Genomic DNA, 14,058 nt, shown 5'->3' with positions numbered 1-14,058 from the left:
TGTGCAGCAGCCGGGCTCAGCGCCAGAACGGCTTGTGCATTTCCTGGTAGCGCTGGGCCTCGGTGATACCGGCGTCAGCCAGCATGCGGGTGTCCAGGCGAGCCAGTTCGTTACGGCTGGCGATGCGACGCTGCCAGGTGGACAGGGTGGAGATAACGCGCAGGGCAACGGGCACACGGTTGCTGGGCTTGGCGTTGTACAGCGAGGAACTGAAGGTGCGTTCCATGGTGGTTTTCCTTCCCGCTTGTGACGGGTACTGGTCATCGAATGGCGCCATTGTCTCGCCAGGCGAGTGCTACCACCAGTAACAGTACAAGGAAAGGTTCGCGGATCACTCAGCACACAATTGCAACTGTACTGCTGCAATTTGGGTCATTCTGTAACGCTTTGCACCATTGCAGTGCAAAAATTGGTTACCAGAAGGAACATCGCGGAAATTCGAGCTATACAGTTGGCCCAAGGCCAACGAAACAGGACTGCTGTTCTACCTGTTACCGCACCCACTGTCCAGCCTGGAAACGCCGTCATGCTCCAGAAAGGAGCGCTTCCGACGCCCGGTGGGCGCCGGAAGCCTCTCACCGTCAACGCGCGGCAGCGGCCAGGCTCGGGGCGGCAGGCTGACGCCGACCCACCCAGGTACCGATGGCCACGACCACCAGTGCCAGCAGACCGGTCGCCAGGATCTCGAAGCGGTGGGCGTCGCTGAACAGCATCACGGTCAGGGCGCCGACGATGAAGACGATCACCGCCCAGGTCAGCCAGGGGAACAGCCACATGCGGAATTCCAGACGCTCGCCCCGGGCCATCAGCTTGCGTCTCAGGCGCAGCTGGGTCACGGCGATCACCAGGTAGACCAACAGGGCGACGGCACCGGAGGTGGACAGCAGGAAGCTGAACACCGCCTCGGGCATGGTGTAGTTGGCGATGGTGGTCAGGAAACCCACGGCGGTGCTGGCCAGCACCGCGGTACGGGGCACGCCAGCGCTGGAGGCACGCCCCATCTTGGCCGGGGCATCGCCACGGCGGGCCAGGGAGTAGAGCATGCGCGACGCGGTGTAGAGCGCCGAGTTCAGGCAGCTGGCCACGGCGACCAGGACCACACAGTCGACGATCAGCTTGGCATTGGGAATCGACAGCACTTCCAGGGCGCGCTGGTAGGACCCCACGATCGGCAGCTGGGCATCGTTCCAGGGCACCATGGACACCACCAGGAAGATGGAGACCAGATAGAACAGCGCGATCCGCCAAATCACCGAGTTGGTGGCCTTGCTGATCTGCCGGGACGGATCCTTGGATTCAGCCGCGGCGATGGTGACGATCTCGGTGCCCATGAAGCTGAACATGGTGGTCAGCAGGGCGCCCAGCACCGCGCCAAAGCCATTGGGCATGAAGCCGCCGGTATGGGCCATCAGATTGCTCAGGCCACTGACCTCGCGACCGGGCAGAGCACCGACCAGCGCCGCCGCGCCCAGGGCGATGAAGGCGACGATGGCGATGACCTTGAGCAGAGCGAACCAGAATTCGAACTCGCCGTACTTGGCGACGCTGAACAGGTTGGTCACGGTCAGGATGCCGGTGATGATCAGCGCGAACTGCCAGGTGGCGATGGCCGGGAACCAGGCATTGAGGATGGCGGCGGCAGCCACGGCCTCCAGCGGAATGACCAGCACCCAGAACCACCAGTACAGCCAGCCGATGGTGAAGCCGGCCCAGCGGCCGATGCCCTGTTGGGCATAGGACGAGAAGGAGCCGGTATCGGGCGAGGCGACCGCCATTTCACCCAGCATGCGCATGACCAGCACCACCAGGGTGCCGGCCAGGGCGTAGGCCAGCAGCACGGCCGGACCGGCAGCGGCGATGGCATGACCGGAGCCGACGAACAGACCGGCACCGATCACTCCAGCGATGGACAACATGGTCACATGGCGCGGTTTGAGCGCCGGAGAGAGGTTGCATTCTACGTTGGACATAAGGTGTTACCTGACAACGGAAAGCCTCCCAAGTGCAACTTGCGCGCCACCCCCGCTGAAATCGGCACAAAATGAACTCAAAGGGTGCAACGCTTCGCGCAAAGTCGCGAAAAAGCGGCACTTTGCCTAGCTATTGCACTAACTATTTGATGTGCAAAACGATTTCTTTCATGTGCCGCTGCGCTTCCACCTTGCTTCGTTAGGTATCACTTTGTGCAACTTGCACCATCATGGTGCCGACAAAGGTGGAACCTCAGGTAACCGCCTGTGACGAGGATGCTACTGCCTCCACCCGGCGAGGCAGCACGAAGGCCTCAATCTCCTCAAGAAATATCCTTTCCACGGTAAAGGTCCATCGCAGCTGCTCGGACTGACGAAATCAGGACTTCAAAGGCCAACAAAGAGGCTTTTGCGCATCGCCGCACGGGTGAAGGGAACTTGAATGGCTGCCAAGCCTCTGCACAGCTGCGACAAAATGTAACCGCGGCGGACAGATGTTGGTAATATTCCAACATATTAGCTAGCTAACCATAAGCCCTGCGGATCACGTCGGGCACCTGATGAGACCCTGATCATGTCCGCAGACGATTCCGTCCCGGCCCGTCGCGACTTCCTGCGCAAGTCCCTGAGCCTGATTCCCGTGGTCGCCCTGGCGGGCGGTGCAACCTCAGGTCTGGCACTCGCAGCGCCCACGCCGGAAAACAAGCCCGGCAGCAGTCCGCGCGCCGACCACTACCAGCCAGTGTTCTTCACCGCCGAGGAGTGGGCCTTCGTACAGGCGGCTGTGGCCCGGCTGATTCCGGCGGACGAACTGGGCCCGGGTGCCTTGGAAGCCGGTGCGCCGGAGTTCATCGATCGGCAGATGCAGACCGCCTATGCCCGCGGTGGCCTCTGGTACATGCAGGGCCCCTTCGCCGTCGATGCCGCGCCGGAAATGGGCTATCAGAGTCGCCTGGCGCCCCAGGATCTCTATCGCCTGGGGATCGCTGCAGTGGACCGCTGGACCCGTCAGCAACACGGCAAGGTATTCGCCGAGCTTGCACCCGCCGAGCGGGACGCAACCCTCAAGGCCCTGGAAAGCGGTGACGCCGCCCTGGACGGCGTACCAGCCAAGCTGTTCTTCGCCCAGCTGCTGCAGAACACCAAGGAAGGCTTCTATTGCGATCCGCTGCACGGCGGCAACAAGGAACTGGTCGGCTGGAAACTGGTGAATTTCCCCGGAGCCCGCGCCGACTTCATGGACTGGGTGGAGCGTGACGAACGCTATCCGCTGCCCCCGGTCTCCATTCGCGGGGAGCGCGGTTGATGGCCAAGGTACTGCCCAGCAAGAACGTGGTGATCGTCGGCTTCGGCTGGACGGGGGCCATCATGGCCAAGGAACTGACCGAGGCCGGCCTGGACGTGGTGGCCCTGGAGCGCGGCAGCTACCGTGACACCTATCCCGACGGCTCCTATCCCCAGGTGATCGACGAACTCACCTACAGCATCCGCAAGAAGCTGTTCGTCGATGTGTCCAAGGAAACCGTCACCATCCGCCACAGCGTCAACGACGTCGCCCTGCCCAACCGCCAGCTGGGCGTCTTCCTGCCCGGCGATGGCGTGGGTGGCGCGGGCCTGCACTGGTCGGGCGTGCACTTCCGGGTCGATCCGGTGGAGCTGCGCCTGCGCAGCCACTATGAAGAACGCTACGGCAAGAAATTCATCCCCGACGGCATGACCATCCAGGACTTCGGCGTCAGCTACGCCGAGCTGGAGCCCTACTTCGACTTCGCCGAAAAGGTGTTCGGCACCTCGGGCACCGCCTGGAGCGTCAAGGGCCAGGTGGTGGGCGATGGCAAGGGTGGCAATCCCTATGCCCCGGATCGCTCCAGCGACTTCCCGCTGCCGGCGCAAAAGAACACCGTCTCGGCGCAACTGTTCGAGAAGGCCGCGCGCGAGGTGGGCTATCACCCCTACAACCTGCCGTCGGCCAACACCTCGGGCCCCTACACCAATCCCTATGGGTGCCAGATGGGCCCCTGCAACTTCTGCGGCTACTGCAGCGGCTACGTCTGCTACATGTATTCGAAGGCCTCGCCGAATCTCAACATCCTGCCGGCGCTCAAGCAGGAGCCGCGCTTCGAGCTGCGCAGCCAGGCCCATGTGCTGCGGGTGAACCTGGACAGCACCGGCAAGAAGGCCACCGGGGTGACCTACCTGGACGCCCAGGGCCAGGAGCTGGAACAGCCGGCCGACATCGTCATCCTCGCCGCCTTCCAGTTCAACAACGTGCGCCTCATGCTGCTGTCGGGCATCGGCCAGCCCTATGATCCCAGGACCGGCGAAGGCGTGGTCGGGCGCAATTTCGCCTACCAGAACATGGCCACCATCAAGGCCTTCTTCCGCCAGGACCAGCACCACACCAACCCCTTCATCGGCGCCGGTGGCAATGGCGTGGCGGTGGACGACTTCAACGCCGACAACTTCGACCATGGCCCCCACGGCTTCGTCGGCGGCTCGCCCATGTGGGTCAACCAGGCCGGCACCCGGCCCATCGCCGGGGCAGCCAATCCACCCGGCACCCCGCAGTGGGGCAGTGCCTGGAAAAAGGCCCAGGCCGGCTACTACAACCACCAGCTGTCGATGGACGCCCATGGCGCGCACCAGTCCTATCGTGACAACTACCTGGATCTGGACCCCACCTACCGGGACGCCTATGGCCAGCCGCTGCTGCGCATGACCTTCGACTGGAAGGACAACGACATCCGCATGACCCGCTTCATGGCCGCCAAGATGAAGAAGATCGCCGAGGCCATGAATCCCGAGCACATCAGCGTCTCGGTCAAAGACTTCGGCGGGCACTTCAACACCGCCAGCTACCAGACCACCCACCTCAACGGTGGCGCCATCATGGGTACCGACCCCAAGACCAGCGCGGTCAATCGCTACCTGCAGAGCTGGGACGTGCACAACGTCTTCGTGCCGGGCGCCTCGGCCTTTCCCCAGGGCCTGGGCTACAACCCCACCGGCCTGGTAGCGGCCCTGACCTATTGGTCGGCGCGGGCCATCCGCGAGCAGTACCTGAAGAACCCCGGCCCCCTGGTGCAGGCATGAGAGGCGCGCCCATGATCTTCCGTACCCTCGCGACCCTGCTGCTGGGCGCCGGCCTGGCCATGACGGCCCAGGCCGCCGAAGACGCCGATCCGGCGCTGGTCAAGCAAGGCGAATACCTGGCCCGCGCCGGCGACTGCGTGGCCTGCCACACGGCGCCGGGCGGCCAGCCCTTCGCCGGCGGCCTGCCCATGCAGACGCCCATCGGTACCCTCTACTCGACCAACATCACCCCGGATCGGCAGACCGGCATCGGCGACTACCGCTTCGCCGACTTCGACGCCGCCATCCGCCAGGGCATCGCCAAGGAGGGCCATACCCTCTACCCAGCCATGCCCTACCCCTCCTATGCCCGGGTTACCGAGGCGGACATGCGCGCCCTCTATGCCTACTTCATGCACGGGGTCACCCCGGTCGCCCAGGCCAACCGCGACAGCGACATCCCCTGGCCGCTGTCCATGCGCTGGCCCCTGGCGATCTGGCGCCAGTTGTTCGCTCCCGAGGTGGTGCAATTCCAGCCGGCCCCGGACCAGGATCCGGTGGTGGCGCGCGGCGCCTATCTGGTGGAAGGCCTCGGCCACTGTGGCGCCTGCCACACACCACGCGCCTTCACCATGCAGGAAAAGGCCCTCTCGCCTGCCGATGGCAAGGACTTCCTGGCCGGCAGCGCACCCCTGGAAGGCTGGATCGCCAAGAATCTGCGTGGCGATCATCGCGATGGCCTGGGCAACTGGAGCGAAGACCAGCTGGTGCAGTTCCTCAAGACCGGTCGCTCCGCCGACAGCGCCGTGTTCGGTGGCATGACCGAGGTGGTGCAGCACAGTCTGCAATACCTGAGCGACGCCGACCTGCGTGCCATCGCCCGCTATCTCAAGGCCTTGCCGCCCAAGGATCCGCACGATGCGCCCTTCCAGCCCGATGGCCGTGCCGCCGCAGCGCTCTGGCGGGGTGACGACAGCGCCCGCGGGGCCCAGGTCTATGTGGACAACTGCGCCGCCTGCCACCGCACCGATGGCCAGGGCTACGACCGGGTGTTCCCGGCACTGGCCGGCAATCCGGTCCTGCGCACGGCCGACGCCAGTTCGCTGATCAACATCGTGCTCAAGGGCGGCACCCTTCCCGGCCTGCACACGGCGCCCTCGATGATCGTCATGCCGCCCTTCGGCTGGCGCCTGAACGATGCCCAGGTGGCCGACGTGGTCAGCTTCATCCGCGCCAGCTGGGGCAACGACGCCGCCCCGGTCAGCGCCGCCGAGGTCGCCAAGTGGCGTACCGACGATACGCGCACCACCTCCGGTGATGACCTGGGCCAGGCCTTCGGTCACGGTCAGCCGGAGCCGCGCGAGGTGGGTAAGTAGCGGACGAAGGGGTGCGACCTCGTCTATAAAGACAGGCCGCCCCGGAGATGCCTGGATGACCTGCGTATTACACCTGCTCAACGCCAATGGTCGCCTGGACTCCTGGCGCGCCATCCTGGAAGAGACCTTCACCGATGCCCTGTCCCGTATCGCTGCGCACCTGCCCGAGCAACGGGTAGACGTGGTGGTGCAGGCGGGCGCCTGGGTGATCCCGGAGTTGGGTCTGAATGGCTACAGTCCGGACGCCGAGCGGGTGTTTCTGACCCTGGATCCCGACAGCCCGCGCCTGCAGCAAGCCTTCCCTGACAGCTTCACCGCCCTGCTCGGCCACGAATTGCACCACTGCCTGCGGCATGCCGGTCCGGGTTACGGGTCCACACTGGGCGAGGTCTTGGTCAGTGAAGGCCTCGCCTGCCAGTTCGAAGGTGAATTGACCGGCCAGCTGCCCTTCTGTGCCCAGGCCGCCCCCCAGGAAATGGCCAGATACTGGGACGACCTGAGTGCCGAACTGCACCAACCATACGACCATGCCCGCTGGTTCTTCGGCAGTGGCGACCTGCCCCGCCATCTCGGCTATGCGCTGGGTCGCTGGCGAGTCGATCGTTATCTGCAACGTCATGGCCTGACGGCCGCTGCCTGCGGACAGTACCCGGCTACAGCCTTTCTCACGGAATGATCTCACCGCCTTAGCCAAGCCGGCGCGACGGCGGCGAACACCTCGTCCAGCCATTCGACCCAGGCGCGCACCCCTGCGGGGTCTCCACTCTTAGTGGTCGTTACGCCATCTGATTTCGCCCAGCGACCTTTCGTACAGACCTGAAGACCATCAAGCCCATCGCCGACCAGCGGGCTTGCGCGGCTGGCATCGATCCTGCTAGCTTGATCGGGTTAGTACCAAGCTGACCCCAATCGCTGGACGCCTTTCCGCTCGTTGTAGCAGCGCGAAATAAGCGTCATCCGGATCGAATCGATCCCTCGATTGCTCAGGATCTGCCGCCCTGGCCTCTGAATCTCGTGCCCGGCCGGTTGCCTGCCTTCCCAAGTACTTACCTGCATGCCTGGGCGTCTCGCCCACACGCTGCCTTCCTCCAGCCAGAGATTCAGCCGTCGGCCGTTATGGGTACGAGGTTGCTGGAGTTATTTCACCGCGCCGACTGAGCGTGGATCCCAAGGATAGTTAGATGAATATTCAAAATCAGGCCATTGCGGCCATGCAACACCTCCAAGCGGCCTTCGCGCCGTTTCAATGCATCACCACCCCGGCTTCGCGCAAGGGCGGCTTCAGTTTCACCGTGATCGACGAGCGCGGTGTCGCCTGTCGTAGCGAGCGCCTCTACCCCGAGCAGTACAACGCTGCCGACGGCCTGGAGCGGGTCATCGCCCGTACCCGTCGCGCCCTGGTGGCCTAAGGCTCCCTGCGAGTGCCGGACGCATCACGGTTTCCGTGATGCCCATGCCGGCAGCCTCCATCTGCGGTATGTTTGGCACAGCTTCGCGTAGGCGTGAGCCAAACAATGAATCCCAAGATGGAGGTCGCATGTCGCAAGTCGTATTCATCCGCCATGGCCAGTCGGCGTGGAACCTGGAAAACCGCTTCAGTGGCTGGGCGGATGTGGATCTGACCGAACAGGGGATCCGCGAGGCTCACGAGGGCGGCAAGGCACTCAAGGACGCCGGCTTCCTTTTCGACGTGGCCCACGTCTCGGTGCTCAAGCGCGCCGTGCGCACCCTGTGGCACGTGCAGGAAGGCATGGACCAGATGTGGCTGCCAGTGGTGAGCGACTGGCGCCTCAACGAACGTCACTATGGTGGCCTGACCGGTCTGAACAAGTCCGAGACCGCTGCCAAGTTCGGTGAAGAGCAGGTCCTGGTCTGGCGCCGCAGCTACGACGTACCGCCGCCCGAGCAGAGCGTCGAGGAGCAGCAGGCCCTGGCCGCCGATCCGCGCTATGCCGGTCTGTCGCTGGATCAGGTGCCGCGCACCGAGTGCCTCAAGGATTGCGTCGAACGCGTCCTGCCCTGCTGGAACGAAGTCCTGGCCCCGGCCATCCGCAGTGGCCAGCGCGTGCTGGTGGTCGCCCATGGCAACTCCATGCGCGCCCTGATCAAGTACCTGGACAACATCTCCGACAGCGACATCGTCAGCCTCAACATCCCCAACGGCGTACCGCTGGTGTACGAGTTCGACGAAGACCTCAAACCCACCAAGCACTACTACCTGGCCGACCCGGACGAGGTCGCCGCCAAGATGGCCGCGGTGGCCAATCAGGGCAAGGCGAAGTAAGGCCTCTTTCGTCCGTCCTCTGGTGGAGACCTGGCACGGTTTTCCACAGGGTCGACGAGGTGTGAGCGGTGGATAAGGCTGAAGCCATTATCCACTCTGCCGACGGCTGACCTATCGTGGTCACGGGTCGCCGTAGGTTGGGTTGAGCGCAGCGAAGCCTGACAGGTCTCGCCTCAAGGTGCTGGCCATGTTGGGCTTCGACGGTGAAGCCGTCTCAGCCCAACCTACGACACTGGCGCGGCCCATGGCCGCCATGCCCGTACGCCCAGATCCGCGGAAGGGAAAACCGCCTGGCGTTTTCCACAACCAGGGCCGCAGGGGAACGGTGGATAAGGCGACGCCGTCATCCACCCTACCACTCAGGTTCGGCCATCCGGGCGCTTCACCACCCGCGCCTCACCCAGGACGCCTTCTCGCTGGGCGCCCTCGTCCTGACCCGCCTGAATCTCTTCGTCGGCTTCCAACCCACCGTCGCCCGGGGTCTTCTCGCCCTTTTCCTTGCCTTCGTCGCTGTGGTGTTCGATCACCGCATTGATCTCCGCGCCGAACAGCAGCACCGCCGAAGACAGATAGAAGTACAGCAACAGCACGATGATGGCGCCGATGCTGCCGTAGGTGGCGTTGTAGTTGGCGAAGTTCTGCACGTAGTAGCCAAAGCCCAGGGACGCCAGGATCCAGACCACCACTGCCAGCACCGAGCCCGGGGTGATGAAGCGAAAGCTCTGCTTCACGTCCGGGGTGACGTAGTAGAGCGCCGCCACGGCGATCATCAGCAGGGCCACGGCCAGCGGCCAGCGGATCAGCGCCCAGAGGGTGACCATGTAGTCTTCCAGCCCGACATAGGCGGCCAGCCAGTTCATCACCTGGGGGCCCAGCACCATGAGGGCGGCAGCGCTGAGCAACAGCCCGGCGAGGCCGATGGTGTGCAGCACCGACAGGGGAATGCGCTTCCAGGCCGGGCGGCTTTCCACCACGTCGTAGGCGCTGTTCATGGCGGTCATCAGCGAGCGGAAGCCACCCGAGGCGGACCAGAGGGCGACGATGATACTGAAGGACAGCAGGCCGCCCTTCTGCGTCTGCAGCTGGTCGATGATGGGATTGACCGTGTCCAGCGCGGTGACCGGCAGCAGGTAGGCAGCCTGTTCGCGCAGGAAGGTGAAGAAGTCCGGCAGGTGCAGGAAACCGATCAGGGCGATCAGGAACAGCAGGAAGGGAAACAGCGAGAACAGCATCTGGTAGGCCAGCGCCGCCGCATAGGTGGGCATGTCGTCGGCCACGAATTCCTGGACGGCACGCTTGACGAGGGTGAACGGCGAAATGCCGCGCAGGCTGAAGGCAAACAAGGACATAACGGCTCCTGACGAACATTCCTCACGAAGGATTCCTGGAGCGGGCCTGCACGGCCTGCGCCCGGCGGCTTTTGCAGACCGCCCTACCTTCAGAGTGGCGGCAGCCGGGTTGGTTGCGCGCCGTCGTCAGAAGCCGGAACCGGAGGCATCCCGGCAGGCGGCGATCTCGGCGGCCGTGGGCACCCGGAGCGCCTCTATCCCGCGACGTTCATCGAAATGGATGAAGCCGGCGGCGGCGAATTCGCGCAACCAGCCCTCCATGGGCCAGAGCCCCCAGCGCGCCTGAAAGCGCCGGGCATTCTCCAGGATACTGGCGAAGTGGTTGAGCGGCGGGTGATAGGTCGGGTGGTACTGGTGGAAGGCGCGCGCCTCGGCCTGATAGACGGGCACCCCCGCGTCACGGGCACGAAAGGCGAAATCGGTGTCCTCGCCGCCATAGCCACGATAGCCCTCGTCGAAACCGCCGATGCGGCTGAAGGTGGCGCGCGTGCAGGCGAAATTCAGCGACCAGAACAGCGGATGGGGAATCATCTCCCCGCTCGGTCGATCCCGGTGCAGGGGATGGACGACGCCCGAGGCGAGCAGCGCCTCCGGCGTCCAGTCACCTTCCGCGACGCCGGCCGGCAGGTAGTGGACGAAGCCCTGGTGCAGGGCGTCGGGGCGCGCGGCCAGCGCCCGGCGATAGGCATCGAGCAGGTCTGGTGCGGGGATGCAGTCCACATCGAGAAACACCAGCGCCTCGCCGGGTGCAGCGGCCACGGCGGCATTGCGCGCGGCGGCCAGGGGCAGGATGCCGTCGCCTTCGACCGCCTGTACCTGGATCGGAAAGCGCGAGCTGTGCAGTGCGCGTGGTGCCTCGTTCATCTGCACCACCACCAGGGCGGCGGGCGGGGTCGGCGCCAGCTCCAGGCCGCGGATCAGGTTGGCCAGTTGCCGCTCGCGGCCATGGACCAGGGTCAGGACGATCATGTCAGCACCTCCTGGGCGACTTCTCGAATACAGGCTGCGGCGCGCCGGGCGCCCTCGCCATCGCCTACCGCCGCCCAGCGCTCGGGATCGAGCCCGCGTGCCCTGGCCAGCAGCTCCGGCCAGTCATCGTCAGCGGGCCAGGTTTCGCCAGTGAGCGCCAGGCCCTGCATGGCCAGCAGGCGCCCGGTGGACAGTTGCTCGTCGAAGGGCCGGGCATCCGGCAGGCAGATGAAGCGACAGCGCAGATCGGCCAGCTCCGCCACCAGGCTGTCACCCGCCGAGCCGACCACCAGCTCGGCGCGGGTCAGCCAGGGCGCGGGATTGGCGACGCTGCCGAGGAAACTCAGATTGGCCGGCGCCACGGTGGCGTCCTCCGCCACCGGACCCAGCACCGTCCAGCGCCAGGCGGGACAGGCGCGCGCCGCGGCGACCAGTCGCGCGCGGCTGAAGGCGGTGCCGCCATGGCCGGCGATGACGGTGACCGTGCCGGGCTCGCGCAGGCTGTCGCGTCGTTGCCCGGCATAGCGCGACAGGCTGCCGGCATAGCAGGTCTTGGCTCGCCAGATGGCTGGAGTGGCGGGTTCTTCCAGATGTTCCGGATAGGGTGCCAACAACCGGCTGGCACTGGCATAGGCCAGTTCGTGGGCGGCATCGAAGCGGCTGCCGCGCTGACGCAGATAGATCGTCGGCACGCCACACAGCCTGGCCAGCAGTGCCACCTCCACCGAGACGTCGACCACCAGCAGACAGGGCCAGGCGCGGCGAAACCAGTCCACCAGCAGGCCCATGCGCTCGCGCAGCCCTGCCACTCCCAGCGGCGCATAGTGCAGGCAGGCGAAGGCTTCGCCCTCGACACCCGGGGCCACGTCGGGCGGCAGCGGGCAGAGCTGGACGTTGGGCAGCTCCACCTGTTCGGGCAGGCGACTGCCGAACAGGGTCAGGGGGCCATCGAAGGCGGCGGCGATGGCCAGGGCTCGGGTCACATGGCCGGCGCCGTGATGGTGGGCGTAGTAGCCGATGTTCAGCTCAGCCACGGGCGGTCTAGCCACGGGCCACCCGACCGGCGGCGACATCGGCGAGCAGGCGCTCGTAGCGATCGATCATCAGGCGATGGCTCCACTGGGCCTCGGCCCGCGCTCGGCAGGCCTCGCGGGACAACGACAGGGCCTCGCGCAGGGCTGTGGCCAGGGCCGGGACATCACCCGGCGGGGCCAGGGCGCCGGTCTCGGCGGTGAGGAGTTCCGGCAGGGCACCGCGGGCGAAGGCCGCCACCGGCGTACCACAGGCCAGCGCCTCGGCGACGATCAGGCCGAAGGGTTCGTCCCAGCAAGGGGTCACCAGGCAGGCGCGGGCCTGGGCGACTTCGGCGGCCAGGGCGGTGCGGTCCAGATGACCGAGGTAAACGGCCTGGTCACCCAGACGCGGCTCGATCTCCTGGCGAAAGTAACGCTCGTCGGTGGCCTGGCCAGCCAGGCGCAGGGGCACACCGGCCGCCCGTGCGGCGTCCAGCGCCAGGTGCGGCCCCTTGTCGGGCACCAGGCGACCGAACCAGAGCGCATGGTCGCCGATTGGGGTACCGCGTGGCCGCCAGGCGTCGAGATCGATGCCGTTGGGAATCACGTGGCAGGCCGGCGCCAGGTGCGCCCAGTTGTCGGCATTGGCCTGGGACACGGTGCAGTAATGACCGCCACCGCGCTTGTGCAATTCGCCGATGGCGTTGATCAACTCGAAGAACGGCGGGGTATGCAGCACCGTGAGCATGGGCGTGCGGATCAGCCCGGACATGGTCACCGGCACATAGTGCAGGGCATTGTTGAAAATGACGTCGAAGCCATGGCTGTCGATGCGCTGCATGCAGTCGAGATAGCCGTGGTGCTCGTCGAGGTACTCGGAGCTGAGCACGTTGCGCTTGCGCCGGCAACCGTCCGTCCCGTAGTTGCCGTCGTCGAGGATGGGTACCACCTCCAGCTCCGGCGCCGAGGCCGAACTGGCGAACAGGGTCACCCCATGGCCACGCTCGCGCAGTTGCAGGGTGATGTCGTAGGTGAAGGCCTCAAGACCGCCGGCGAACGGCTGGCGTACCGGGTGTTTCACGTGGGTGAGAATGCCTATGCGCATGAAGCCGTCCGCTTGCTGTTGACCGTCATCCCACCGTCCTCATTGCTAGCCGCTGGTTGATAGGAGTCTCAGCGATGGGAATTGGTTGTGCGCTTCGTCGTGAAAGCCGCGCGGCGGGAAAACCTCCGAACCCCGCAGGGAGTCAGCCTTCCTGGACCCGTATTCCCAGCAGACGACGGAGGTTTCCATGCGTTATGAACTGCACTACTGGCCCAGCATCCAGGGCCGCGGCGAATTCGTCCGCCTGGCGCTCGAAGAAGCCGGCGCGGACTACCTGGATGTGGGCAACGCCCCGGAGGACGAAGGCCTGGGCGTGCCCGCCATGGAGGACTACCTGCAAGGCAAGCAGACCCACCGCCCACCCTTCGCCCCGCCCTTTCTCAAGGCCGGCGACGAGGTCGTTTCCCATGTCGCCAACATCCTCCAGTACCTGGGGCCGCAGCTGGACCTGGTGCCGCCGGACGAGGAGTCGCGCTTCTGGGTACATGGCCTGCAACTGACCATCACCGACCTCACCGCCGAGGCCCACGATGTCCACCATCCGGTGGCCATCTCCCTGACCTATGAAGAGCAGCAGGACGAAGCCCGGCGCCGGGCCAAGGCCTTTGCCGGCGAGCGAATCCGTACCTATCTGAGCTATTTCGAACGGGTGCTGGGTTACAACCCGGCGGGTGATACCTGGCTGGTAGGCGAGCGGCGCTCCTATGTCGACCTATCGCTGTTCCAGGTGGTGGCCGGCCTGACCTATGCCTTCCCCAACGCCATGCATCGTCTCGCCCCGGAGATCCCGCGGGTCCTGGCCGTGGCCGAACGGGTGGCGGCCCTGCCCAACATCGCCGCCTACCTGGCCTCGTCGCGCCGCCTGCCGTTCAGCGAGAACGGCATCTTCCGTCACTATCCGGAGCTGGATCCGGCCTGAC

13 protein-coding genes are annotated in these 14,058 nt (G+C 65.5%); 7 read left to right on the top strand and 6 right to left on the bottom strand.

Annotated elements, in window-relative coordinates; genetic code table 11:
• Window positions 1–16: 16 nt before the first annotated feature.
• Both C722_RS0104345 and gabP read right to left on the bottom strand, forming a co-directional pair.
• Complete coding sequence (locus tag C722_RS0104345) at window positions 17–226, bottom strand: DUF1127 domain-containing protein (protein WP_017639329.1); 210 nt, start codon at window positions 224–226, stop codon at window positions 17–19.
• Between the two features lie 355 nt (window positions 227–581).
• Window positions 582–1,970: a GABA permease gene (gene gabP / locus C722_RS0104340; protein WP_017639328.1), complete on the bottom strand. Its 1,389-nt coding sequence runs from the start codon at window positions 1,968–1,970 to the stop codon at window positions 582–584.
• 574 nt (window positions 1,971–2,544) lie between these two features.
• Here gabP and C722_RS0104335 point away from each other — a divergent pair.
• The 6 genes from C722_RS0104335 to gpmA all read left to right on the top strand — a co-directional run bounded on the left by C722_RS0104335 (window position 2,545) and on the right by gpmA (window position 8,702).
• On the top strand, window positions 2,545–3,276 hold the full coding sequence (locus C722_RS0104335; RefSeq protein ID WP_017639327.1) for a gluconate 2-dehydrogenase subunit 3 family protein: 732 nt from the start codon (window positions 2,545–2,547) through the stop codon (window positions 3,274–3,276).
• Window positions 3,276–5,063: a GMC family oxidoreductase gene (locus C722_RS0104330; protein WP_017639326.1), complete on the top strand. Its 1,788-nt coding sequence runs from the start codon at window positions 3,276–3,278 to the stop codon at window positions 5,061–5,063. Before C722_RS0104335 ends, C722_RS0104330 begins: the two co-directional genes overlap by 1 nt.
• 11 nt (window positions 5,064–5,074) lie before the next feature.
• Window positions 5,075–6,418, top strand: a complete 1,344-nt coding sequence (locus C722_RS0104325; protein ID WP_017639325.1) for a cytochrome c — start codon at window positions 5,075–5,077, stop codon at window positions 6,416–6,418.
• Window positions 6,419–6,473: 55 nt separating this feature from the next.
• Window positions 6,474–7,094 carry a DUF2268 domain-containing putative Zn-dependent protease gene (locus tag C722_RS0104320; protein ID WP_017639324.1) on the top strand — a complete coding sequence of 207 codons (621 nt, stop codon included), beginning with the start codon at window positions 6,474–6,476 and terminating at the stop codon, window positions 7,092–7,094.
• A 505-nt stretch (window positions 7,095–7,599) separates the two neighbouring features.
• Window positions 7,600–7,827 (top strand): hypothetical protein, encoded by a 228-nt coding sequence (locus C722_RS0104315; protein WP_017639323.1) that lies wholly within the window; start codon window positions 7,600–7,602, stop codon window positions 7,825–7,827.
• Between the two features lie 128 nt (window positions 7,828–7,955).
• Window positions 7,956–8,702 (top strand): 2,3-diphosphoglycerate-dependent phosphoglycerate mutase, encoded by a 747-nt coding sequence (gene gpmA, locus C722_RS0104310; protein ID WP_017639322.1) that lies wholly within the window; start codon window positions 7,956–7,958, stop codon window positions 8,700–8,702.
• Between the two features lie 359 nt (window positions 8,703–9,061).
• Here the strand turns inward: gpmA and C722_RS24610 are convergent, their stop codons facing one another.
• The 4 genes from C722_RS24610 to C722_RS0104290 form a co-directional block, all read right to left on the bottom strand.
• On the bottom strand, window positions 9,062–10,051 hold the full coding sequence (locus tag C722_RS24610) for a YihY/virulence factor BrkB family protein (protein WP_017639321.1): 990 nt from the start codon (window positions 10,049–10,051) through the stop codon (window positions 9,062–9,064).
• Window positions 10,052–10,177: 126 nt separating this feature from the next.
• On the bottom strand, window positions 10,178–11,020 hold the full coding sequence (locus C722_RS0104300; protein WP_017639320.1) for a glycosyltransferase family 2 protein: 843 nt from the start codon (window positions 11,018–11,020) through the stop codon (window positions 10,178–10,180).
• Window positions 11,017–12,054 (bottom strand): hypothetical protein, encoded by a 1,038-nt coding sequence (locus C722_RS0104295; protein ID WP_017639319.1) that lies wholly within the window; start codon window positions 12,052–12,054, stop codon window positions 11,017–11,019. The genes C722_RS0104300 and C722_RS0104295 overlap by 4 nt, the downstream gene beginning before the upstream one ends.
• A 7-nt stretch (window positions 12,055–12,061) precedes the next feature.
• Window positions 12,062–13,138, bottom strand: a complete 1,077-nt coding sequence (locus C722_RS0104290) for a glycosyltransferase family 4 protein (protein WP_017639318.1) — start codon at window positions 13,136–13,138, stop codon at window positions 12,062–12,064.
• 187 nt (window positions 13,139–13,325) lie between these two features.
• Here C722_RS0104290 and C722_RS0104285 point away from each other — a divergent pair, with 187 nt between their 5' ends.
• Window positions 13,326–14,057, top strand: coding sequence for a glutathione S-transferase (locus tag C722_RS0104285; RefSeq protein ID WP_017639317.1), 732 nt, complete (start codon window positions 13,326–13,328; stop codon window positions 14,055–14,057).
• Window position 14,058 lies beyond the last annotated feature (1 nt).

Origin of the sequence: Pseudomonas sp. 313, assembly GCF_000316965.1 — a bacterium.
GTDB classification, from domain to species: domain Bacteria; phylum Pseudomonadota; class Gammaproteobacteria; order Pseudomonadales; family Pseudomonadaceae; genus Chryseomonas; species Chryseomonas benzopyrenica.
This window is presented reverse-complemented; position numbering and strand designations above follow the sequence as displayed.